General features: G+C 33.7%; 25 protein-coding genes and 1 tRNA gene. 20 read left to right on the top strand and 6 right to left on the bottom strand.

The features are described from left to right. Positions 1 to 3: 3 nt before the first annotated feature. Genes HM982_RS03265 through HM982_RS03255 form a run of 3 tightly spaced genes read left to right on the top strand, consistent with a single transcriptional unit; the run spans position 4 to position 3,360 of the window. Positions 4 to 945: a PorP/SprF family type IX secretion system membrane protein gene (locus tag HM982_RS03265; protein WP_179351685.1), complete on the top strand. Its 942-nt coding sequence runs from the start codon at positions 4 to 6 to the stop codon at positions 943 to 945. A 10-nt stretch (positions 946 to 955) separates the two neighbouring features. Then, the gene (locus HM982_RS03260) at positions 956 to 2,836 is read left to right on the top strand and encodes an OmpA family protein (protein ID WP_179351684.1); all 1,881 of its coding nucleotides are present in this window, start codon (positions 956 to 958) and stop codon (positions 2,834 to 2,836) included. A gap of 23 nt (positions 2,837 to 2,859) precedes the next feature. After that, positions 2,860 to 3,360, top strand: a complete 501-nt coding sequence (locus tag HM982_RS03255; RefSeq protein ID WP_179351683.1) for a GTP-binding protein — start codon at positions 2,860 to 2,862, stop codon at positions 3,358 to 3,360. On the opposite strand, the gene era is transcribed toward HM982_RS03255, so the two are convergent. Beyond that, complete coding sequence (gene era, locus HM982_RS03250; protein WP_179351682.1) at positions 3,351 to 4,232, bottom strand: GTPase Era; 882 nt, start codon at positions 4,230 to 4,232, stop codon at positions 3,351 to 3,353. The two genes, HM982_RS03255 and era, sit on opposite strands and share 10 nt — an antisense overlap. A gap of 169 nt (positions 4,233 to 4,401) precedes the next feature. On the opposite strand from era, the gene HM982_RS03245 reads away from it, so the two are divergent. The 11 genes from HM982_RS03245 (at position 4,402) to HM982_RS03195 (ending at position 10,928) form a co-directional block, all read left to right on the top strand. Further along, a complete protein-coding gene (locus tag HM982_RS03245; RefSeq protein WP_179351681.1) occupies positions 4,402 to 4,731 on the top strand; it encodes an ArsR/SmtB family transcription factor in 330 nt (109 codons plus the stop codon). 54 nt (positions 4,732 to 4,785) lie between these two features. Then, positions 4,786 to 5,253, top strand: coding sequence for a DUF6428 family protein (locus tag HM982_RS03240; RefSeq protein WP_179351680.1), 468 nt, complete (start codon positions 4,786 to 4,788; stop codon positions 5,251 to 5,253). A gap of 17 nt (positions 5,254 to 5,270) precedes the next feature. Beyond that, positions 5,271 to 5,903: an arsenate-mycothiol transferase ArsC gene (locus HM982_RS03235; RefSeq protein WP_179351679.1), complete on the top strand. Its 633-nt coding sequence runs from the start codon at positions 5,271 to 5,273 to the stop codon at positions 5,901 to 5,903. Between the two features lie 3 nt (positions 5,904 to 5,906). Beyond that, positions 5,907 to 6,962, top strand: coding sequence for an ACR3 family arsenite efflux transporter (arsB, locus tag HM982_RS03230; RefSeq protein WP_179351678.1), 1,056 nt, complete (start codon positions 5,907 to 5,909; stop codon positions 6,960 to 6,962). Then, the gene (locus tag HM982_RS03225; RefSeq protein WP_179351677.1) at positions 6,959 to 7,687 is read left to right on the top strand and encodes a metallophosphoesterase family protein; all 729 of its coding nucleotides are present in this window, start codon (positions 6,959 to 6,961) and stop codon (positions 7,685 to 7,687) included. Before arsB ends, HM982_RS03225 begins: the two co-directional genes overlap by 4 nt. A gap of 101 nt (positions 7,688 to 7,788) precedes the next feature. After that, complete coding sequence (locus HM982_RS03220; RefSeq protein WP_179351676.1) at positions 7,789 to 8,094, top strand: ArsR/SmtB family transcription factor; 306 nt, start codon at positions 7,789 to 7,791, stop codon at positions 8,092 to 8,094. Positions 8,095 to 8,120: 26 nt separating this feature from the next. After that, the gene (locus HM982_RS03215) at positions 8,121 to 8,381 is read left to right on the top strand and encodes a thioredoxin family protein (RefSeq protein WP_246296559.1); all 261 of its coding nucleotides are present in this window, start codon (positions 8,121 to 8,123) and stop codon (positions 8,379 to 8,381) included. Between the two features lie 13 nt (positions 8,382 to 8,394). Then, entirely contained in the window at positions 8,395 to 8,802 is a 408-nt protein-coding gene (locus tag HM982_RS03210) for an OsmC family protein (protein ID WP_179351675.1), read from the top strand. Beyond that, positions 8,795 to 9,769, top strand: a complete 975-nt coding sequence (locus HM982_RS03205) for a permease (protein WP_179351674.1) — start codon at positions 8,795 to 8,797, stop codon at positions 9,767 to 9,769. Before HM982_RS03210 ends, HM982_RS03205 begins: the two co-directional genes overlap by 8 nt. Positions 9,770 to 9,779: 10 nt before the next feature. Further along, positions 9,780 to 10,217, top strand: a complete 438-nt coding sequence (locus HM982_RS03200) for a nitrophenyl compound nitroreductase subunit ArsF family protein (RefSeq protein ID WP_179351673.1) — start codon at positions 9,780 to 9,782, stop codon at positions 10,215 to 10,217. Further along, positions 10,218 to 10,928 carry an aromatic aminobenezylarsenical efflux permease ArsG family transporter gene (locus HM982_RS03195; RefSeq protein WP_179351672.1) on the top strand — a complete coding sequence of 237 codons (711 nt, stop codon included), beginning with the start codon at positions 10,218 to 10,220 and terminating at the stop codon, positions 10,926 to 10,928. A gap of 40 nt (positions 10,929 to 10,968) precedes the next feature. Here HM982_RS03195 and HM982_RS03190 read toward each other — a convergent pair whose 3' ends face one another. The 4 genes from HM982_RS03190 to HM982_RS03175 form a co-directional block, all read right to left on the bottom strand. After that, positions 10,969 to 11,328, bottom strand: a complete 360-nt coding sequence (locus HM982_RS03190) for a hypothetical protein (protein ID WP_179351671.1) — start codon at positions 11,326 to 11,328, stop codon at positions 10,969 to 10,971. 369 nt (positions 11,329 to 11,697) lie between these two features. After that, positions 11,698 to 13,173 carry a RagB/SusD family nutrient uptake outer membrane protein gene (locus HM982_RS03185; RefSeq protein ID WP_179351670.1) on the bottom strand — a complete coding sequence of 492 codons (1,476 nt, stop codon included), beginning with the start codon at positions 13,171 to 13,173 and terminating at the stop codon, positions 11,698 to 11,700. Between the two features lie 44 nt (positions 13,174 to 13,217). Next, positions 13,218 to 16,190, bottom strand: coding sequence for a SusC/RagA family TonB-linked outer membrane protein (locus tag HM982_RS03180; RefSeq protein WP_179351669.1), 2,973 nt, complete (start codon positions 16,188 to 16,190; stop codon positions 13,218 to 13,220). 421 nt (positions 16,191 to 16,611) lie between these two features. Next, positions 16,612 to 16,685: transfer RNA gene (locus HM982_RS03175), tRNA-Arg, on the bottom strand. An 81-nt stretch (positions 16,686 to 16,766) separates the two neighbouring features. Between HM982_RS03175 and HM982_RS03170 the strand changes: the two genes are divergently transcribed. The 6 genes from HM982_RS03170 to HM982_RS03145 all read left to right on the top strand — a co-directional run bounded on the left by HM982_RS03170 (position 16,767) and on the right by HM982_RS03145 (position 21,102). Further along, positions 16,767 to 17,402, top strand: a complete 636-nt coding sequence (locus HM982_RS03170) for a Crp/Fnr family transcriptional regulator (protein ID WP_179351668.1) — start codon at positions 16,767 to 16,769, stop codon at positions 17,400 to 17,402. Between the two features lie 57 nt (positions 17,403 to 17,459). After that, positions 17,460 to 18,017 carry a YeeE/YedE family protein gene (locus tag HM982_RS03165; protein ID WP_179351667.1) on the top strand — a complete coding sequence of 186 codons (558 nt, stop codon included), beginning with the start codon at positions 17,460 to 17,462 and terminating at the stop codon, positions 18,015 to 18,017. Positions 18,018 to 18,019: 2 nt separating this feature from the next. Next, on the top strand, positions 18,020 to 18,436 hold the full coding sequence (locus HM982_RS03160) for a DUF6691 family protein (RefSeq protein WP_179351666.1): 417 nt from the start codon (positions 18,020 to 18,022) through the stop codon (positions 18,434 to 18,436). A 1-nt stretch (position 18,437) separates the two neighbouring features. Beyond that, positions 18,438 to 19,241 (top strand): sulfite exporter TauE/SafE family protein, encoded by an 804-nt coding sequence (locus HM982_RS03155; protein ID WP_179351665.1) that lies wholly within the window; start codon positions 18,438 to 18,440, stop codon positions 19,239 to 19,241. Between the two features lie 70 nt (positions 19,242 to 19,311). Next, positions 19,312 to 20,718 carry an MBL fold metallo-hydrolase gene (locus tag HM982_RS03150; RefSeq protein ID WP_179351664.1) on the top strand — a complete coding sequence of 469 codons (1,407 nt, stop codon included), beginning with the start codon at positions 19,312 to 19,314 and terminating at the stop codon, positions 20,716 to 20,718. Between the two features lie 114 nt (positions 20,719 to 20,832). Further along, a complete protein-coding gene (locus HM982_RS03145) occupies positions 20,833 to 21,102 on the top strand; it encodes a heavy-metal-associated domain-containing protein (protein ID WP_179351663.1) in 270 nt (89 codons plus the stop codon). 54 nt (positions 21,103 to 21,156) lie between these two features. Here the strand turns inward: HM982_RS03145 and HM982_RS03140 are convergent, their stop codons facing one another. Further along, positions 21,157 to 21,429, bottom strand: coding sequence for an ATP-dependent Clp protease adaptor ClpS (locus HM982_RS03140; RefSeq protein ID WP_179351662.1), 273 nt, complete (start codon positions 21,427 to 21,429; stop codon positions 21,157 to 21,159). Positions 21,430 to 21,473 lie beyond the last annotated feature (44 nt).

Genomic DNA, 21,473 nt, shown 5'->3' with positions numbered 1-21,473 from the left:
TCAATGAAAAGTAAAATAATAATATACAGCATTGCGTTAATAACCTTATTTTTAGGTTATTCTTCTCATGCACAACAAGATCCACAATTCACACAATATATGTATAATATGAGTGTGGTGAATCCTGCATACGCATTAGATGATGACACCAATGTTAATTTGGGTATACTTTATAGATCACAATGGGTTGGCTCTGTTGGAGGACCCACAACAGGTACATTTTTTGGGCACACAAAGTTAACCAATCGTTTGGAAGGTGGCCTATCTATTGTGCACGATGAAATTGGTGACGTGGTAAAACAAACAAGTGCTTTTGCCGATATCGCTTACGTAATTCCTGTTGGTCAAAAGTCTAAATTGTCATTTGGAATTAAAGCTGGAGCCACATTTTTTAGCACCAATTTTGATGATTTTGTATATTCTGATCAAGTTAATGACGACCCTGCGTTTTCTGAAAACATAAGTAGAACCTTTCCTAATATTGGGGCAGGTCTATATTATTTTACAGAAAAATATTATATCGGTGTATCCGCACCAAACCTATTACAGTCTAAACATATTAAAGATGATAACGGTATTGTTTCTGAAGCTTCTGAAAATTCACACGTATTTTTTACTGGTGGCTATGTATTCAATTTAAGTGATAATTTTAAGTTTAAGCCAGCTTTTATGACAAAGTATGTTAATAATGCTCCTATATCAGTAGACCTAACCGCGAATGTATTGATGTATGACAAACTAGAATTTGGTGTTGGTTATCGCCATGACGATGCCGTTTCTGGCTTAGTTAATTTTTCAGTTTCACCAGCTATACGAATTGGCTATGCATATGATTATACACTTACTAACTTGGGCGATTTTAATTCAGGTTCACACGAAATAATGCTATTGTTTAATATTGGTAAAATCGGAAAAGGCTTCGATAAATCGCCAAGATTTTTCTAATTTAATACAAATGAAAACGTTTAAACTATATATCTTATGTGCTGTTTTAATAACAGGAAATCTATGTTTTTCTCAATCAAAGAAAGCAGATATCCTATATGAAAACAGAGCTTATGTAGAAGCTGCTGAGATTTATGCACAACTTCCAAAAACGACTGCTAATTTAGAAAAGTTAGGTGACTGCTATTATTATAATTCAGAATTTGATAATGCTTATAATGCCTATAAACAAGTATATAATTTAAAGGATAAAACAAAACCAAGTGATGGGTTTTACTTTAAATATTTTGACGTTTTAAAAGGCACAAAAAACTATGAAGAAGCCGATGAGGTTTCAACACTTCACTTAAATAATTCTATTAACACAAAAAAATTCAAATCCTTATTAAAACAGATTATTCCTTATGAATATGAATTAGAAAGTCTTACAAATGAAGTTGGTGGTTCTAATTTTAGTGTCGGAATTTATGGTGATAAAATTGTTTTTGCTTCTACCAAAAACTTAAAAAACCCCAATTACAAATGGAACGGAAAACCGTATTTGGATCTTTATGAAGCTACCGTCTCTACTGGTAAAACTATGGCATTAGACAGTATTGAACCTTTCAATAAAGCCATAAACACGGTAAAACAACACGAGAGTAATGCTGTTTTTACTAAAGATGGTAAAACCATGTACTTTTGTCGAAATCATAAAAAACGTATTGATCTCGATTCTACTAAAGTTGCCGTTGTAAGTATTTTTAAAGCTGAGCTTGTAGGAGATGAATGGACTAATGTTAGTCCTGTTCCTTTTTCTAGCGACACCTATTCTACAATGCATCCAGCACTTAATGATGACGAAACTAAACTTTACTTCTCTAGTGACATGCCTAACACTTTAGGTTCTTTTGATATTTTTTATGTTGACATCCTTGGTGACAATTCATTTGGAGAACCGGTAAACTTAGGCGAAAACATTAATACCATTCGTAGAGAGCAGTTCCCATTTATAGCTAAAGACAGTACGCTTTATTTTGCCTCTAATGGAAAGCCTGGTTTTGGTGGTTTAGATTTGTTTTCGAGTAGTGTATCTGATAATGCGCATTTAGATGCGCTTAATTTAGGCGAATCCATAAATAGTGAAAAAGATGATTTTGCTTTTGTGGTTGTAGACTCTTTAAACACAGGTTATTTATCTTCTAACAAATCTGGTGTTGATAATATATACACCTTTAAACGCATCGAGACCAACAGAAACTATTACATAGAAGGCTTTGTGACGGATAAGGTAACAGGTGACATATTACCAAATACAACCGTAACTTTATATGATAAAGATGGTAATCCGGTTGCTGAACAACTTGTTGGTGAAGATGGTAAGTATAAGTTATCTACGAAACCAAATCAAAAATATTCGCTTGAAGGTTTTCAACCAAAATACATTCCGCAAGTAGAATTTTTTGACACTAACGACAAAGGTAATATAGAATTTAATATTGAACTTGAAATTGAGTCTTATAAGGATGCTGAAGAGATTGTAATGGATGATGAGGAAGGAAATACTTATATTGAATTAGAGAATATTTATTTCGATTTTTCTAAATGGGATATAAAACCACAAGCCGCAAAAACCCTTGATGTATTAGTTGCCTTGCTTAAAAAGTATCCTAGAATGGAAATACAACTTGGTGCACATACCGACTCAAGATCAAGTCATGAGTTTAATATGGATCTATCAGAAAAACGTGCACGAGCGACTTTAGAATATATGGTAGAAAACAATATTTCTAGAGCAAGGTTAACCTCTAAAGGTTTTGGAGAAACAAAACCAATAGTGCCTTGTGGCGATAACTGTACGGAAACAGAATTTTCAATCAACAGACGTTGTGAATTCATTATTCTCAAATAAAGTACTTTTTTTCAAAATAACATATGGCACTTCCTAATGATATTGTTTTAAGGCCTCGTTTCAAGTTTGAAGTGCTAAGTAATAATGAAACTATATTAAAAGCTTTTGAAAAGACGAAATCTGAACAAACGGCATTTATTATTACCAGAATAGACGATCATGTCTTTATAAAATTCCCTAAAGCAGAACAGCATTTTTGGTCGCCACAACTGCATTTAGAAATCAATGATGAAGGAAAAGAAAAAGCGATGGTCCATGGTCTTTTTGGTCCCAACCCAACCGTTTGGACATTGTTTATGTTTTTACATTTTATAGTCGCAGCTTTATTTTTGGGCTTTGGTATTTGGGCTTATGCTAATGCCACTTTAGACAATACTTATGCCATTCAGGTATTTCTAACACTTTTTATGGTGGTACTTTGGTTTACACTCTATTTTGCAGGACGATTGGGTCGTGCTAAAGGCAAACCCGAAATATTAAAATTAAATGATTTTATGAATAAAACACTCAGCGCTTATCGCTGATTATACCCAAAGCGTCGTAACTGATTTTGATTGCTTCTCCAGTTTTTATTCACCTTAACATACAATTCTAAGTGCACTTGTTTTCCGAAGAATTTCTCTAAATCTTTACGGGCTTCAACACCTACACGCTTAAGTGCAGAGCCTTTATGCCCAATAATAATCCCTTTTTGAGTGTCACGTTCAACCATAATTACCGAACGCATTCTAATAATCTCGTCTTCTTCAAAAAACTCTTCAGTATCAACCTCAACAGCATACGGAATTTCTTTTTTGTAATGCATTAGAATTTTTTCTCTAATGGCTTCATTTACAAAAAATCGCTCAGGCTTATCGGTTAATTGGTCTTTAGGATAAAATGCCGGTGACTCAGGTAGTAACTCTATAATTCTATTAAATACATTCTGCACGTTAAAACCTTCAGTAGCAGAAATAGGGAAAAATTCTGCATTAGGCACTTTACTTTGCCATAACTCAGATTGTTCTTCTAATTGTTCTTGATTCGATTTATCAATCTTGTTAAGTAATAGTAAAACAGGTATTTTAGAATTGGTGATTTTATTAAAAAATGCTTCATCTTTAAGCTCCTTCTCTCCAATTTCAACCATATAGATTAAAACATCAGCATCTTCAAAAGCCGATTTTACAAAATCCATCATAGATTCTTGCAATTGATAGGCTGGTTTTATAATTCCTGGTGTGTCACTCAAAATTACTTGAAAATCTTCACCATTAACAATTCCCAAAATACGGTGTCTCGTCGTTTGCGCCTTCGATGTGATTATAGATAATTTTTCACCTATAAACGCATTCATTAATGTAGATTTCCCAACATTAGGATTCCCTATAATATTTACAAAACCTGCTTTATGCATATCTAAAAATTTGGTACAAAGTTACAATCTTTAAAGCATTATATCGTAAAAGAAAAAAATTACAAGACTATTCTCCATAAAAAAAACTTAATTATATAATTTCAAATGAAATAATTTGGACAGAAGAACCATTAATCGTAATATTGCAATAAACTAATTAAAGAGTTAAATGGGATTATCTAAAACAGAAATGTTCACTGACCTACAAAACGAAATTGCACTATTCTCAAAAGTATTTGGGCATCCTGCACGAGTCGCTATTTTACAGCAACTATTCAAAATAGATACTTGCTATTGTGGTGATTTGGTAAACGAAATTGGCCTATCACAACCTACTATTTCTCAACATCTCAAAGAATTGAAACATTTAGGTTTAATTAAAGGTAATGTTGAAGGCACCAGTGTCTGTTATTGCATTGATGCTGAAAACTGGACAAAAATGAAAAATGTAATGTTTCAGTTTTTAGATCAAGATATTTCTAAAACAGATTGTTGTTAAGCAACTAGAAACCATACGCTATTAAAATTTTAAAAATCAGATTATACATATCTTATGAAACTATCAGAAGTAAAAAACAAACTCAACCAATTAGAAACCATTGCATTTCAGTTACCAAACGGCGAACTTGTACCTAATCATTTTCATGTTACCGAAGTTGGAAAGATAACCAAACACTTTATAGACTGTGGAGGTACAGTAAGACATGAAGAAGTGGTTAACTTTCAACTTTGGAATGCCAACGATTATGATCATAGATTACACCCAGAAAAACTTTTAAGTATAATTGAACTTTCTGAAAAAACACTAGGCATCGAAGACTTAGAGATTGAAGTCGAATACCAAGCCAATACGATTGGTAAATTTGGGTTAGATTTTGATGGAAAGCATTTTCTTCTTACTAATAAACAAACGGATTGTTTGGCCAAAGATCAATGTGGTATTCCTGTTGAAGCGCCAAAAGAACAAGTTGAAAAGGCTTCAAGTATGAACACTTGCACTCCAGGAAGCGGTTGTTGTTAACTAACACAGTTTATAAAATGATGAATTCAACACAGCAACTGTTTTCAGAAATAGAAAACACAATTCAGACCTTAAAACCAGAAACTATTTCAGATGAACGCAAAACTGTTTTACAACCGTTAGCAGATTTTATTAAGTCTAAGGTTAACGACCAACAAGCGATTCGTCTTAATTTTATTTGCACACACAATTCTAGGCGAAGTCATTTATCACAAGTTTGGGCGCAAACTATAGCACGCTATTTTAATATCAACAATGTCTTTTGTTATTCGGGTGGCACAGAAGCAACAGCACTTTATCCTATGGTTGCAGACACGTTAAGGGCCTCAGGTTTTAAGATAGAAACACTTTCAGAAGGCAACAACCCTATTTATGCTATTAAATATGCAGCTAACGCACATCCAGTAATTGGATTTTCTAAAAAATTTGCTGCTGATTTTAATCCTAAATCCGAATTTGCAGCGATTATGACCTGCTCACAAGCCGATGGCGCTTGTCCGTTTATAGCAGGTGCAGAAAAGCGAATTCCTATAACTTTTGAAGATCCAAAGGCATTTGATAATACGCCACAACAAGCCGAAAAATATAAGGAAAGGAGTCTGCAAATCGCTACTGAATTATTATACATTTTCTCACAAATCAATTCTTAAAAAATGGCATCAAAAAAATTAAGTTTTCTCGACAAAAATCTAACCATTTGGATATTTGTAGCTATGGCTATTGGTGTTGGACTCGGTTATTTTATTCCCACATTTCCCAACATTATAAATTCATTTAATAGTGGCACCACCAACATTCCCATTGCTATTGGTTTAATCCTAATGATGTATCCGCCTTTAGCTAAGGTGAATTATGCCCTATTACCAAAAGTCTTTAAAAACACCAAAATATTATCGATATCTCTAATCCTTAACTGGATTATTGGCCCAGTGCTGATGTTTATTTTGGCCATTACTTTTTTACGTGATTACCCCGAATATATGGTCGGTCTTATTTTAATAGGCTTGGCACGTTGTATCGCTATGGTCTTGGTGTGGAACGACCTTGCTGAGGGCAGTAGCGAATACGGTGCTGGTTTGGTAGCCTTAAATAGTATTTTTCAAGTATTTGCCTATAGTTTTTATGCTTGGCTTTTTATAACCGTACTTCCGCCTTATTTTGGATTTGAAGGTGCTATTGTTGATATTTCTATAGGAACCATCGCCGAAAGTGTAGCCATCTATTTAGGAATCCCGTTTTTGATGGGCATTCTAAGTCGTCAGATTTTAGTAAAATTAAAAGGTGAGGCCTGGTATACCACCAAGTTTATCCCTGCAATTTCACCAATGACATTGATTGCACTATTATTTACTATTGTGGTGATGTTTTCTTTAAAGGGCGAATTAATTGTTGAAATCCCAATGGATGTGGTAATTATTGCTATTCCCCTACTCATCTATTTTACTTTGATGTTTATTATTGGCTTTTTCTTTACCAAAGCCATGGGTGGAACTTATGATAAAACAGCTGCCGTAGCTTTTACAGCTGCTGGAAATAATTTTGAATTAGCCATTGCGGTTGCTATTGCGGTTTTCGGGTTAAACTCCGGGCAAGCTTTTGCAGGTGTCATTGGCCCATTAGTTGAAGTACCAGCGTTAATTTTGTTGGTTAGGGTTTCATTTTGGTTGAAAAAGAAATATTTCGACACGCCTAAAACATCCGTCAATTGAAAATAGCATTCTTTTCAGATATCCACGCCAACTTACCTGCACTTGAAGCTTTTTTTAAAGCCGTAGATGCAGAACATGTCGATGCTATATATTGCTTAGGTGATTTGGTAGGTTATAATATTTGGCCCAATGAAGTGGTCAATGAAATTAGAAAAAGGCATATTCCTACCATTATGGGCAATCATGATGAGGCTTTACTTCTTCCTATGTCTAAAGAAGTAAAGCCTTCAAACAAAGGGTTAACAAGAGCTTTGGTTACGGATTCTAACAGAGATTATTTAATAAATTTACCAAGACAATTATCACTAAATTTTACAACTAATGATAAGCCTTTTAATCTATTAATGGTTCATGGCAGTGTAAAAGCGATTAACGATTATATGGTAGCTGATTACCCCGAAATTGACGTATTAGCGATGCTAAAATCACAGCAAGCAGATGTCTTACTGTGCGGACATACACATCGACCATTTCATCGTGTAATCAAAAATGGCAATGATTATAAGCACGTTGTTAATATTGGCTCTGTAGGAAAACCCAAAGATGGTGACCCAAGACTTTGTTATGCAATCTTAGAACTTAATCAAAGCAGTTCTAAATCTAATAAAGACGCCATTAAGGTAACGTTTAAAAGAGCAAATTACGATGTAGAAAAAGCAGCAAAAGCGGTTGAAGCAAGTGAATTTGACAAGGCTTATGCTAAAGCTTTACGATTAGCAAAGTAAAAGATAGACCTATTTTTTAATATTTTTTTTAATTTTTCTTATTTAAGTGACTTTTGTTACCCTTTAATAAAAAAACCTATCGTATATTTACGATAAGAAATATGAAAAGAAGTTTAGAATCCATAGAATATAAAGAAGACACTGAAGCACTTGCTAAATTTGCTAAGGCTTTGGCACACCCTACACGTATTGCCATTTTAAAACACCTAGGTAAGCAATCGTGCTGTTTTACGGGTGACTTGGTTGATGTTTTTCCGTTAGCACAGTCTACAATTTCTCAACATCTTAAAGAATTAAAAAATGCAGGTTTAATTCAAGGCGAATTAAAATCACCTAAAATAAAATACTGTATCAATCAAGAAAATTGGAGTATTGCCAAAGGCATGTTTCAAGAATTTTTTGATTGATATTTTTTTAATAATCTTATCGCTTATTGGCGATAAACAAATTTAATATCATGAGTAAAGTAATTAAAGTATTAGGAACCGGTTGTCCAAAATGTAAAACAATGGTAAGTGTTGTACAAGATGTTATTTCTCAACACAACATTGATGCAAGTATTGAAAAAGTTGAAGACATTATGGAGATTATGAAGTTTAATGTAATGACAACGCCTGCCTTAGTAATCGATGATGTGATTACGATTAAAGGTCGCGTACCATCAAAAGATGAAGTCTTGACACTGTTGAACTAAATGTAAAACGATTATGAATTATCAAATTAAAGCAACGTCTGTCTCAAACGAGGATGCTATTATTCATATCAAAGCATCGGATATAGATTTTGGGACCAAAGCTACACCAGGAGACACTTTGCCTAATCCAGCAGAATTATTTCTAGGATCATTTGCCGCCTGTATGCTTAAGAATGTGGAACGTTTTTCAACACTAATGAAATTCAACTATTCAAAAACCACGCTTAATGTTGAAGCTTCGCGACTAGAGAATCCGCCCAGAATGGAACATATTACATATCATTTAACCATTAACAGTAATGATAAAAAACTAAATACAGCATTATTAAAAAAGAATATTGAAAAATTTGGTACCATTTACAATACGATAAAACGTAGTTGCACAATTTCAGGAACCATTAAAGCTATTGAAAATGTTTGATTGGTTACAAAATTTTGCCGACTGGCTTATCTATAGCGTTTTTAATGTTAGCGCAGAAACACATCTAGGAGTTGCTCTAAACTTCTTTATATACGATACGATAAAGATTCTAATCTTATTGTTTTTTATCGTCTTTGTTATGGGGATCGTAAATGCCTATTTTCCTATTGAACGCTTAAAAGATTACCTGAATAAAAAGAAACTTTACGGTTTAGAATACTTCTTTTCATCCATTTTTGGAGCTATTACGCCATTTTGTTCTTGCTCATCAGTACCATTATTTATTGGTTTTGTTCAAGGTGGAATTCCATTGGGTGTTACATTTTCATTTTTAATTACCTCGCCCTTAGTAAATGAAGTGGCTATAGCCATGTTCATAGGTATGTTTGGTATAAAAGCCACATTAATATATGCCGTTTCAGGTATTTTACTAGGGACGATTGGGGGATGGATTTTAGGAAAATTTAACCTAGAACACTTACTATCCGAATGGGTAAAAAACATTCTCGCTCGTAAAATGGAACAAGCAGTATATAAAGAGGAGCAGCTCACATTTTATCAACGTATACCAGAAATTACACAGAGTGCTTGGGCTATTGTAAAAGGTGTGCTAGTCTACGTCATTATTGGTATTGCTATTGGTGCAGCGATGCACGGCTACGTGCCCGAAAACTTTTTTAATGACTACTTAGGTGGAGGTGAATGGTGGACCGTTCCACTTGCCGTAATCGTTGCGGTGCCAATGTACGCTAATGCCGCAGGTATAGTTCCTGTAATTCAAGTTTTTGTGGCAAAAGGCGTTCCATTAGGAACTGCCATTGCTTTTATGATGGCCACGGTAGGTTTGTCTATTCCAGAAGCTACATTACTTAAAAAGGTAATGTCCTTAAAACTCATTGCTATATTTTTTGGTGTCGTTACCGTCGCTATTATTATTTCAGGATTTTTATTCAACATATTATTATAAATCAAATACCATGAAAATTATTAAATTTTTTACGATTCTTACTATTGGCTTAATATTAACGGCTTGTAATGACCAAAACAAAAGCAATGATACACCTATAGATCAATCTATTTCAAAAATTGAAGTTATAGACTTTCATTCGACACATCGATGTATGACCTGCAATGCTATTGAAGCCAACACAAAATACACTTTAGATACTTATTTTTCTAAAGAAATGAAAGCTGACCAAATCACATTTCAAGTGATTAAAGTCGATAAAGCTGAAAATGCAAAAATTGCAGAAAAATTTGAAGCATCAGGTACCGCTTTAATTTTAAATGTGATTAAAGATGGTAAAGAGACAAAAACAGATTTAACAGAATTTGCCTTTATGAACGGTACAGATCAAGCTACTTTTTCTAAAGAATTAAAAGCGAAAATAGAGACCCAGTTAAAAACACTTTAAATGGATGTTTTACAATCACTCTTAGAAAATTATAACATTCCTATTTTATCGGCCTTAATACTCGGACTAATGACTGCCATTAGTCCGTGCCCTTTGGCAACTAACATAACAGCAACGGCTTTTATATCTAAAAACATATCAAGTAAACGAAAAGTTATTTTAAGTGGTTTATTATATGCTTTAGGAAGAAGCTTTAGCTATACAACCATTGGCTTGATATTATATTTTGGAGCAAGCAAATTTCACATCGCACGGTTTTTCAACCAAAATGGTGAAAAATTTTTAGGCCCACTATTAATTATAATAGGTTTAATAATGCTCAACATTATTAAGCTCAACTTTTTAGGCAAGTCTAATTTTCAAGAAAAGCTCTCCGAACAATTTAAAGATAAAGGACTCTTAGGCGCTTTTTTAATCGGCATTGTATTTGCTTTAGCCTTTTGTCCTTATAGTGGCGCTTTATTTTTTGGCATGTTAATCCCCATGACAATAACCTCAGCTGAAGGACTCTATTTACCTATAGTTTTTGCTTTTGGAACAGGTTTACCAGTGATTGTTTTTACTTATTTATTAGCTTACACTGCAGGAAAAGTAGGTTTCTTTTATAATAAAATTACTAAAATTGAAAAAGTGATGCGAGTCGCAGCTGGAGTCGTTTTTATTATAACAGGCTTATATTATGTTGCCATTTTTACAGGAATACTTAATTGAAATAAAGTAAATCAATCATAAAAGCAACTCTTTTAAAGAATTAATGAATGGTCTCTTTTTGCATGCCCACGCGGAAACAACGTTCTTTACCAAGGTAAAGTGGATTGCCATGTTTTTCGGACCAAAACCCCTCTAAAAGGTCTTTAGTCATACACTTATAAACAGCGACCCCTTTATAAATATTTCCACAATCCCCTTTATAATTAAAGTTTATAACCAAAATATTATCACTAAAAAAACCTGTTCCGCGTTGTATTTGATTATCGCTAATCGTCCATTTGCCAACAATTCTATTATTCGTATCTAGAGTTAATTCTAATAAGCCTTTATAAGTTAATCCTTCTTCATCTTGATTACTGCCAATGATTTCAAATTTACCAACGAGTTCTTTTACTTGCATTTTTTATATATTAATAGACAAAAGTAAAAAACAGAGTAAAATCAATCTAAATTCTAAGCCCTTTAATCAAAGCTATTTTAGTTTTTTTAATAACAGTATTTATAGGTCAGTAGATGCTTATTTAAATGAGTATTCAAATTGAACCTAAATGTGAGGCTGAGCGCAATAGAAACATATTTCTAATATGTGAATAGTTCTTGACTGCACTCGAACAGATAATAAAATTGATATCATTTTAAGAAAACCTCAAAAGGAATTTTACACTTTCCTGTTTATAAAGCTTTTAAGTTTGACTTCAAAAACAAAAAAGTGTATGAAGCAATTGTTACTTCACACACTTTTTTACAGTTTAATTTATCTGACTTTTATTTAGTACCCGGGATTTTGATCAGCACTACTCATAAATTCATTGTAATCAATTTCAGAATTTGGTATAGGCCATAAGTAATGTCTTTCAGCAATTGAAATCCCTTTAACATCCATTATGGTTTCAGCTGCTTTATTGGTTCGTTTTAAATCATACCAACGTTTACCTTCAAAAATAAATTCATAGGCACGCTCGTCTAAAACCAAATCAATAAAAGCATCCAAATTATAATCCGCTGCATTAAAATCTATAACATTAGGAGTATAAATGTCTTGTCCGTAAGCTCTTCGGTGTACTTTATTTAAAGCTTCCATACCTAATGCTGTAGGAGCGCCTGCTTCTCTAGCCGATGCTTCTGCATATATTAAAAGCATTTCTGCAAATCGGTAAACAGGAATATCGTTTCCGGCACCACTATTATTTACAGCAAATTGGTCTACATATTTTTTAGACACCAAAGTATTAGGCCCTAAACCAAAATCTATTTGATCCCATAAAGCTTTTCTTAAATCATTATCATCCCAATTAATATAAAAAGGATTCGTAGTCTCACTATAATGCGCATAAGCACCACCGAAGTTGAATAATTCCGTACTAGGATGATTTAAAATATAGAGTAAAAAATTACCGTGATTTAGCTCTCGCGTATATTTAAAATAGAAAATTTCTTCTGTTGAACTCACTATTTCTGGTCCAAACAAATCATATTGTAAGTCTTCAATTGAAGTCGCAGGTACTAAAGCGAACTGATTTGAATCGATAACTTCTTTAGATTTTACAGCTGCTTCAGAATACATTTCTAAGTTTAAGTACACATCTGCCATTAAGCTTTTTACAGCATACGTTGTTGGGCGACCAACGTTTCTTGGTGTTTCAGGAAGCAGTTCTTCTGCCTCTTCTAAATCTTGAAGAATAAAGTCGTACACCTCATCTGCATTACTTTTATTTAAATCTGCTTCATCAAAATTTATAGCAGTTCTTATGGGTACACCGCCCCAATTTCTAACTAGTATAAAATAATTTAAGGCTCTTAAAAATTTGGCTTCACTAACGATTAAGTCGATTTCATCTTGCGTGACATCTGCCCCTAAAGGCGCATTTCTAATAATTAAATTGGCATTTCTAATACTTTGATAAAATGCATTCCAACGTAAACCTGCCACATTAATGTTTCCAGAATTGAACCCCTGAAAATCGTTGTAATCTGCTCGACTTCCACGACCATAACCCCAATCGGTATGTGCATCTAAAACAGCTGTTTGTTCTGCATACAAGCCTCTTATTGGTGAATAGGCAGCATTCATCGCAATTTCTAACTCTTCCGCAGTATTGTAAAAACCCTCTTCTACAACGTATTTTGGTTCTTCATCTAAACTACAACTACTACATACCAGAAGCGTTATAAAAATGCCAATGAAATTTATATTGGTTTTTAAGTTGTTTTTAAAATTATATATCGTGATTTCTAAATTTTTCATGTTGATTAATTTTAGTAATAAAAAGTTGCTATCTATTTAGGGATTTAGAAAACCATTCTTAAGCCTAAAGTAAATCCTTTAGCTACAGGGTATGATAAATAGTCAATTCCAGGTCTACCTGGACCTTGAGAATTCACTTCTGGATCTAACCAAGAATAGTTGGTTATTGTGATAAGATTTTGACCACTAATATATACTTGTGCGCTTTCCATAAAATTATAATCTAGCGGAATAGAATATGAAAATTCTATGTTTTTTAGCCGTATATACGACCCATCTTCTACCCATCGGTCCGAAACATAGGCAGAGGTACTTCTACTTATTAGAGGATATTTAGCATCTGTATTTGTAGGGCTCCAATTATCTTCATAGACTTCGCGTAATGTATTTAACCCAAGTCCATAATCCATGGTTACAGGAATAGCACTTACGTTAAAAATATCATTGCCTTGCGATCCTTGAATAAAGAATGATAAACCAAAATTCTTATAACTCATTTCAGAATTAATACCATAAATAAAATCGGGATTAGGATCCCCTATATAGGTTTTATCTTCTGCTGAAATTACACCATCATCATTTAAATCTACTAGGTTAATCTGTCCTTCATCGGTATAACCATCTTCTAAATAGCCCCAAAACTGACCCATAGGTCGCCCTTCTCTTAATATGGAAACATTATCTTGAACAACTAATAGTGAAATATTAGAAGTTAATATATCCTCACCACCGCTAAGTTTAATAACCTTATTTCGGTTTGCAGAAATATTTGCAGAAAGGTTCCATTTAAATTCACCTCTAGATATGTCTCCACTAATGCCTAATTCAAATCCTTTATTTTCAACCTCGCCCACATTCCTTATAGATGAAAGGTAACCTGTAGAACTTGGTAGCCTAACCGTATTTAATAAATCTTTGGTCGTTTTTATATAATAATCTAATGTTAATGATAGTCGGTTGTTAAAAAAGCCAGCATCCATTCCCACATTAATTTGCTCTGTAGTTTCCCATTTTAAATCGCTTGGTAGTCGAGAACCTGGAGCCAATGTATTATATAGTTGATCATCAAAAACGGTATAGCCTGACGATAATATATTTAAGGTTGTATACGGACTTATAGCCTGACTACCCACTAAGCCCCAACTTCCACGGAATTTTAATTCTGAAAAAACATTTAAATTATTAATAAAGTTTTCTTCATTTGCTTTCCAAGCCAATGCTGCCGAAGGAAAGTTCCCCCACTTATCACCTTCACTATATCTTGAAGAACCGTCGCTTCTCATACTTAAGGTTAATAAATACCGATCATTGAAACTATAGTTGATACGTCCTAAATAGGATAATAAAGATGAATCTGAATACGATGTTGACGGAATTCCAGGCGTTTCAGCACTTTGTAATTGACCGGTCTCATAAATATCACTTATAAAACCGACACCACTACCTCCTAAATAGGTATTCTTGAAATTTTGATAGGTGACACCTGCCAAAGCGGTAAATGTGTGTTTAGCACTAAATGTTTTTTGATAGGTGATTGTATTCTCACTTAATAAACTGCGTTGTTGATTTGTTGATACACTTGCAGCGCCGTCAGAATTGAAGAAATCGCGTGTGGTGTACACATCAGTTCTATCATCTCTATTTTCTATACCTCCTGATATTTTAAGTGTTAACTCAGGAATCGGGTTATAAATAAACGATAAGTTACTCAATATAACATTGGCTTGTACTCTACTACTACGCTCGTTAATAAAGTTAATTGGATTAACAATATCTGGGGCAATAAATGGATATTCTGTGGATAATACGTTGTAACTCCCATCGTCATTAAATGGTGTTGATATCGGTGCTGCTGAAATAGACCCTCCAATAAGTGATCCTCCTCGACTACCACCACTACTATCTTTTCTTCTCGTATCTAGATAAGATAGTGAGTTAGACCAATCAATTTTTACTTTATCATTGATATGATGTGATAAATTTAGACGTAAGGCATATCTTTTATAATCACTTCCTTTTATAATACCTTCATTGTTGAAAATACTACCGCCGATAGCAAACTGGGTTTTATCATTACCTCCACTTAAATTAACTGAATTAGTTTCAATAGCACCTTCTCGGTAAACAAAATCTTGCCAATCAAATCCTTCTCCAAATGCAGCGACTTCCTCTGATGTAAAATAAGGCGTCTCACCATCATTTTGGGCTTGTAAATTCATAAAAGAGGCATATTCTGTACCATTAAGCAAATCTAATTTTGAGGTTTGCTGCTGTACGGAATAACTACTTTCTACTTCAACTCTAGTTGCGCCATCTCTCCCCTTTTTGGTCGTAATTAACACCACACCGTTCGCTCCTCTTGAACCATAAATAGCCGTTGCCGAAGCATCTTTAAGCACCTCAATACTTTCTATATCGGAATTATTTAAGTTTGTAGGACTACTAGAATAAGGAAAACCGTCTATAACATATAAAGGGTCATTGTTTCCTTGTATTGAATTAGCGCCCCTAATCCTTACGCTAAATCCTGCACCTGGCGCACCTGTATTTTGTGACACTTGCACTCCTGCCGCTCTTCCTTGTAATGATTGCATAACGGATCCCGAAGGAAATGCATTAACCTCTTTAGAGCTCACTTGTGATACGGCACCGGTTAAATCACTTTTCTTTACACTACCATATCCTACAACTAAAACATCCTCTAATGCTGTATCTGCATTTTCTAATATTACTTCTAAAGTGTCTTGACCATCAATAGCAATTTCTTGTGTTGTAAAACCAAGAAATGAGATTACAATTGTAGCCTTACTATTAGTTAATTCAATTGTAAATTTTCCATCAATATCGGATTGAACACCATTATCGGTATCTTTTTCAATAATATTTGCTCCAGGCAACGGTAGACCATTAACTCCTTTAACAATTCCAGTAACACTTAATTCTTGGCCTAACATTGTAGATATCCCTCCAAAAAGAAACATATTCACAACAATGAATGACAGTATAAATTTATTCATAAAAAAATTTTAAGTTAAATTAGATCGTACTTTATTAGATACGTGCCAAAAATTGAAATAGATCTTTATAAAAACTTTGAAAAATTTAATCGGCGCGAAGTTATCTTTGATTCTTTCCTTGTATAAAAAATCGTACACGAACAATTTATCTCCCTAACCAATTGTACCACAGACAAGAAGAAATGAATAGCCTAATTTGATTTAGCTAATATGAAATAAAAACATTGGATGTAAAGTTCCGTTTATACGTTTTAGATATTATATAACAACAGTGTTCTACTATATACTTAAGACTTATATTAACACACTTGAAGTGAACAGACATGAGATGATTACAAAGCTAGGACTCCCTAAAAATGAAAAAAGCTTACAAAATCATAGATTTTGTAAGCTTTTGATTAAGAATTTACATTCTTTATTGTGACCTCGGAAGGATTCAAACCTTCAACCTCCACAGCCGTAATGTGGTGCACTATTCAGTTATGCTACGAGGCCATTTTAAGTGGGTGCAAATATAATACTTTTATTAAAAAACAACCAAACAATTTCAATTATTTAATTTAGTATTTTTGATGCATGATTTCTAAAGCACTCCTAGAACCGTTCAACTACTTATTCGATTCAGAAATAATCGATAGTATTGCTAATGTGGCTTTTATTAAAACTTTTAAAAAAGCTGATATAATTATTGATATTGGTCAGGAATTAAATTACATTCCTTTACTCATTAAAGGAAACATTAAAGTTTTAAGAGAAGACGATAATGGCGATGAGCTTTTACTCTATGTCTTAGAGTCTGGGGACACCTGCGCCATGTCACTCACTTGTTGCATGGTAAAGTCTGTAAGTAAAATTAGAGCTATTGCAGATGAAGATGCTACGGTAATCATGATTCCTATTGAAAACATGAAACTATGGTTTAACACCAATGAAAGCTGGCGAAACTTTATTCTTCAAAGTTATCAAATTCGTTTTGATGAAATGCTAGAAACTATAGACACGCTTGCCTTTATGAAAATGGATGAACGTTTATTTAAATACCTTACCGATCAAGTAAAACTTTCTGCGTCAACAAATTTAGAAATGACACACTTAGACATTGCTGAAGACTTAAACACTTCTAGAGTGGTCATTTCAAGACTTTTAAAACAACTCGAACGCGAAAACAAAATTAAACTTGGTAGAAACAAAATTGAAGTCTTAGACTTTTAACCACTTTTGTATCACCAAGCTACTATAAGAATCTTATTTTTGCATCAAATTTATTTTATGGAATTCATATTACAACCTTGGCCTTGGTATGTTTCTGGGCCTTGTCTGGCCATCGTTATGTATCTTCTACTCTATTTTGGGAGAACTTTTGGCATGTCATCAAACCTAAGAACCTTATGTGCTATAGGTGGTGCTGGTAAACGTACAGAATTTTTTAAATTTGATTGGAAAAGCCAACGTTGGAATCTTGTAGTTGTTCTCGGTGCCATTTTTGGAGGCTTTATTGCTCACACATTTTTATCAAATCCAACAGCGATTGACCTTAGTGAGGCCACAGTTAAAGACTTAACTGCTTATGGGTTTAATAATGTTGGCCAAAATTTATTGCCACCAGAATTATTTAGTTGGGATGCTGTTTTCAGTCTCAAAGGTATTTTAATCCTTACTGTTGGCGGATTTCTTGTCGGATTTGGTACACGTTACGCCGGTGGCTGTACCTCTGGACACGCCATTACAGGGTTAAGCAGTTTACAATTACCCTCTTTAATTGCAGTTATCGGTTTCTTTTTAGGAGGCTTAATTATGATTCACCTTATTTATCCAATACTATTTTAATTATGGGAAAATATATTAAATTTTTTATTGTAGGAAGCGTCTTCGGAATTGTTCTGGTTAAATCTGAAGCCGTATCTTGGTATCGTATTTTTGAAATGTTTAAATTTCAATCCTTCCATATGTACGGTATTATTGGTTCTGCAATTGCAACAGGAGTGCTTCTCTTAGCATTTTCTAAAATGAAAAAAATAAAAAATATTGAAGGTGGCTTATTAAAAGTAAGTCTAAAAGAACGCGGTTTCACTCGCTATATTATTGGAGGTACTATTTTTGGCTTAGGCTGGGCTTTATGTGGTGCTTGCCCTGGACCAATGTATATTTTATTAGGCACTGGTGTTTGGCCTATGCTTATCGTGATTGCAGCGGCATTATTAGGGACTTACACCTATGGTTTACTAAAAGACAAATTACCACATTAAAATGGAATTCACGGAAACATTAGGTTATTTTGGCGCTTTAATTGTTGGACTTGTTTTAGGTCTAATCGGTGGAGGCGGTTCTATTTTAACGGTTCCTATTTTGGTTTATTTATTAGGTTTTAGTCCTATAGTTGCTACGGGTTATTCGCTTTTTATTGTAGGAAACACAGCTTTAATTGGTACGCTGCGTAACTTAAAGAAAAATAAAATTGATTTTAAAACTGCTATTGTATTTGCAATACCTTCTATAATTACTGTGTTTACAGTAAGAAGCTTAGTAATACCTAACCTGCCAGAAGTCTTTTTTTCTGTAGGTGACTTTCAACTCACCAATTCACTTTTTATAATGCTGTTATTTGCAATTATTATGCTATTAGCAGGATGGTCAATGATTAGGTCTAAAACGATAAATACTGAAAATAGCATAAAAGAATTTGAAAACACCCATTATTTTGCCATTGGCACGCAAGCAATTGGCATCGGTGCTTTAGCAGGTTTAGTTGGTGCTGGCGGCGGATTCTTAATCGTTCCTGCATTAGTTCTATTAGTCAAACTCCCTATAAAAAAAGCCATCAGCACATCGTTGTTTATCATTGCTATACAATCACTTTTAGGATTCTTAGGCGATGTAAAAACCCTCAATATAGATTGGCAATTCCTTATTACATTTACTGCCATTTCAATTATAGGAATTTTTATTGGTTTAGCACTTTCTAAGAAAATAAGTGCTAAACGCTTAAAAAAAGGCTTTGGTTATTTCACCATATTTATGGCAATATACATTATGTTTAAAGAGTTATTTTAACACACTTTGTGACAAATATCACATTTCAAAAAATGAAGTTTCTTAAATTTGCAATTCAAATTAATTAAGTATGAAAATTGAACAATTATATACAGGCTGTTTAGCACAAGGTGCCTACTATATTGAATCTGAAGGTGAGGTTGCTATAATAGACCCGCTTAGAGAAATACAACAATATATTGAAAAAGCAGACGCTAATAAAGCCAAAATAAAGTATATTTTAGAAACTCATTTTCATGCCGATTTTGTGTCTGGTCATGTAGATTTAGCAAAAGAAACTGGAGCAACTATCGTTTTTGGTCCAGGTGCGAGCACAGAATACGATATTCACACCGCTACAGATGGTGAAATCCTTAAACTTGGTAAAGTTTCTATTAAAGTATTACACACACCCGGGCACACTTTAGAATCGGCCACTTATGTGTTAATAGACGAAAACGGAAAAGACCATGCCATTTTTTCCGGTGACACCTTATTCTTAGGCGATGTAGGACGACCAGATTTAGCCATTAAATCTGATTTAACCAAAGAAGATTTAGCAGGTATGTTGTTTGATTCGCTTCGAAATAAAATTATGCCATTAGCAGACGATGTTATTGTTTATCCTGCTCATGGTGCTGGTTCGGCTTGCGGTAAAAACTTAAGCAAAGAAACGGTGGGTGTTTTAGGAGAACAGAAAAAAACAAATTATGCGTTACGTGCTGATATGACGAAAGCTGAATTTGTAAAAGAAGTCTTAGATGGTATTGCGCCACCACCACAGTATTTTGCAAAAAATGCTATGCTGAATAAAATGGGCTATGCCAATTTTGACAGCGTTTTAAAAACAGGAAATGTAGCATTACAGCCAAACGAATTTGAAGCTATGGCTAATCATGAATCTGCTTTAGTTTTAGATGTTAGAACACAAGCCGATTTTATAAAAAGTCATATTCCAAATTCTATTTTTATTGGCTTAAATGGTGGTTTTGCACCTTGGGTTGGGGCTTTAATTAAGGATATTAATCAACCCATAATTTTAGTTGTACCAGAAGGTAAATCTGCTGAAGCAGTTACAAGATTATCACGTGTAGGCTATGACAACACCTTAGGTTATCTTGAAGGTGGCATAGACGCTTGGAAAAAAGCAGGAAAAGACATTGAAACATTAACGTCCATTTCTGCTGAAGAATTAGCCACCAGATTAAAAGCAGATACGCTTAATATATTAGACGTTCGTAAGGATGGTGAGTATCAATCGTCGCACTTGGAAGACGTTCAGCATTTATCTTTAGACTTTATTAATGAGAAGATGAATGCGCTCAATAAAGACAAGACCTATTATATACATTGTGCAGGTGGTTACCGCTCTGTAATTGCGGCCTCTATATTAAAAGCTAGAGGTTATACTAAATTAATTGATATTGCTGGTGGATTTGCAGCCATTAAAAATACTGATTTACCAATTACAGATTTTGTTTGTCCATCAACATTATAGAGGACTAGTTTTCTTGGTTTGTAAAATTGAGAAAGTCTTTATTTAACTCTTAAATTATTATTTATCAGACCTATCGCGTTTTAAAAAACGGACAGATCTCCAAAATATCTAAATATGAAAAATACATTTAACATTCAAAATTTAAAATGTGGTGGTTGTGCTAATACCATTGTAACACAACTCTCTAAATTAGACGGTATTTCTGATGTTAGCGTTGATAACGACACTAACGAAGTGAGCTTTAATATTACCGTTGAAAACGATATTGAAGTCGTAAAAAACAAATTATCAGATTTGGGATATCCAATAGAGGGCGATTCTAACTCTTTACCTAAAAAAGCGAAATCTTTTGTGAGCTGTGCTGTAGGAAGAATGACAAAATAAAAAAATAAAACACCTTATAATAGTAAAAAATCCCACTATAGGTGGGATTTTTTATTAAACTATTTCGGCACTAAGTCCGGCCTGTAAAAGCTTAGAACATCGTGGCTCTAAATCTTCATAAGCACCTGTTTTAACTGTACACTTACCTTTATAATGTACTAACAAAGCACATTGTTCTGCTTGTTCTGGTACATGATCACAAGCATAAATAAGCATCTCTATTACATGATCAAAGGTATTAACTTCATCATTGAATAATACAATCTCGTTTTGTTTTACAGCTTCTTCTTTTAAAAGTAATTCTTCTGAATATTTTTCTTTGGTCATCCCTTTTGTTCTTTTAGAAATTCCAATTAAGGAAAATCATAGTT

The sequence above is a fragment of the Winogradskyella vidalii genome (assembly GCF_013403955.1).
Classification (GTDB): domain Bacteria; phylum Bacteroidota; class Bacteroidia; order Flavobacteriales; family Flavobacteriaceae; genus Winogradskyella; species Winogradskyella vidalii.
This window is presented reverse-complemented; position numbering and strand designations above follow the sequence as displayed.

Bases quoted from the DNA above. Each gene is read 5' to 3' on its own strand.
- HM982_RS03210 (WP_179351675.1), top strand. From the start codon at position 8,395: ATGAATTATCAAATTAAAGCAACGTCTGTCTCAAACGAGGATGCTATT.
- HM982_RS03235 (WP_179351679.1), top strand. From the start codon at position 5,271: ATGATGAATTCAACACAGCAACTGTTTTCAGAAATAGAAAACACAATT.
- HM982_RS03200 (WP_179351673.1), top strand. From the start codon at position 9,780: ATGAAAATTATTAAATTTTTTACGATTCTTACTATTGGCTTAATATTA.
- HM982_RS03180 (WP_179351669.1), bottom strand. From the start codon at position 16,190: ATGAATAAATTTATACTGTCATTCATTGTTGTGAATATGTTTCTTTTT.
- HM982_RS03195 (WP_179351672.1), top strand. From the start codon at position 10,218: ATGGATGTTTTACAATCACTCTTAGAAAATTATAACATTCCTATTTTA.
- HM982_RS03170 (WP_179351668.1), top strand. From the start codon at position 16,767: ATGATTTCTAAAGCACTCCTAGAACCGTTCAACTACTTATTCGATTCA.
- HM982_RS03140 (WP_179351662.1), bottom strand. From the start codon at position 21,429: ATGACCAAAGAAAAATATTCAGAAGAATTACTTTTAAAAGAAGAAGCT.
- HM982_RS03255 (WP_179351683.1), top strand. From the start codon at position 2,860: ATGGCACTTCCTAATGATATTGTTTTAAGGCCTCGTTTCAAGTTTGAA.
- arsB (WP_179351678.1), top strand. From the start codon at position 5,907: ATGGCATCAAAAAAATTAAGTTTTCTCGACAAAAATCTAACCATTTGG.
- HM982_RS03245 (WP_179351681.1), top strand. From the start codon at position 4,402: ATGGGATTATCTAAAACAGAAATGTTCACTGACCTACAAAACGAAATT.
- HM982_RS03165 (WP_179351667.1), top strand. From the start codon at position 17,460: ATGGAATTCATATTACAACCTTGGCCTTGGTATGTTTCTGGGCCTTGT.
- HM982_RS03185 (WP_179351670.1), bottom strand. From the start codon at position 13,173: ATGAAAAATTTAGAAATCACGATATATAATTTTAAAAACAACTTAAAA.
- HM982_RS03265 (WP_179351685.1), top strand. From the start codon at position 4: ATGAAAAGTAAAATAATAATATACAGCATTGCGTTAATAACCTTATTT.
- HM982_RS03155 (WP_179351665.1), top strand. From the start codon at position 18,438: ATGGAATTCACGGAAACATTAGGTTATTTTGGCGCTTTAATTGTTGGA.
- HM982_RS03190 (WP_179351671.1), bottom strand. From the start codon at position 11,328: ATGCAAGTAAAAGAACTCGTTGGTAAATTTGAAATCATTGGCAGTAAT.
- HM982_RS03220 (WP_179351676.1), top strand. From the start codon at position 7,789: ATGAAAAGAAGTTTAGAATCCATAGAATATAAAGAAGACACTGAAGCA.
- HM982_RS03240 (WP_179351680.1), top strand. From the start codon at position 4,786: ATGAAACTATCAGAAGTAAAAAACAAACTCAACCAATTAGAAACCATT.
- HM982_RS03260 (WP_179351684.1), top strand. From the start codon at position 956: ATGAAAACGTTTAAACTATATATCTTATGTGCTGTTTTAATAACAGGA.
- HM982_RS03205 (WP_179351674.1), top strand. From the start codon at position 8,795: ATGTTTGATTGGTTACAAAATTTTGCCGACTGGCTTATCTATAGCGTT.
- HM982_RS03160 (WP_179351666.1), top strand. From the start codon at position 18,020: ATGGGAAAATATATTAAATTTTTTATTGTAGGAAGCGTCTTCGGAATT.
- era (WP_179351682.1), bottom strand. From the start codon at position 4,232: ATGCATAAAGCAGGTTTTGTAAATATTATAGGGAATCCTAATGTTGGG.
- HM982_RS03150 (WP_179351664.1), top strand. From the start codon at position 19,312: ATGAAAATTGAACAATTATATACAGGCTGTTTAGCACAAGGTGCCTAC.
- HM982_RS03145 (WP_179351663.1), top strand. From the start codon at position 20,833: ATGAAAAATACATTTAACATTCAAAATTTAAAATGTGGTGGTTGTGCT.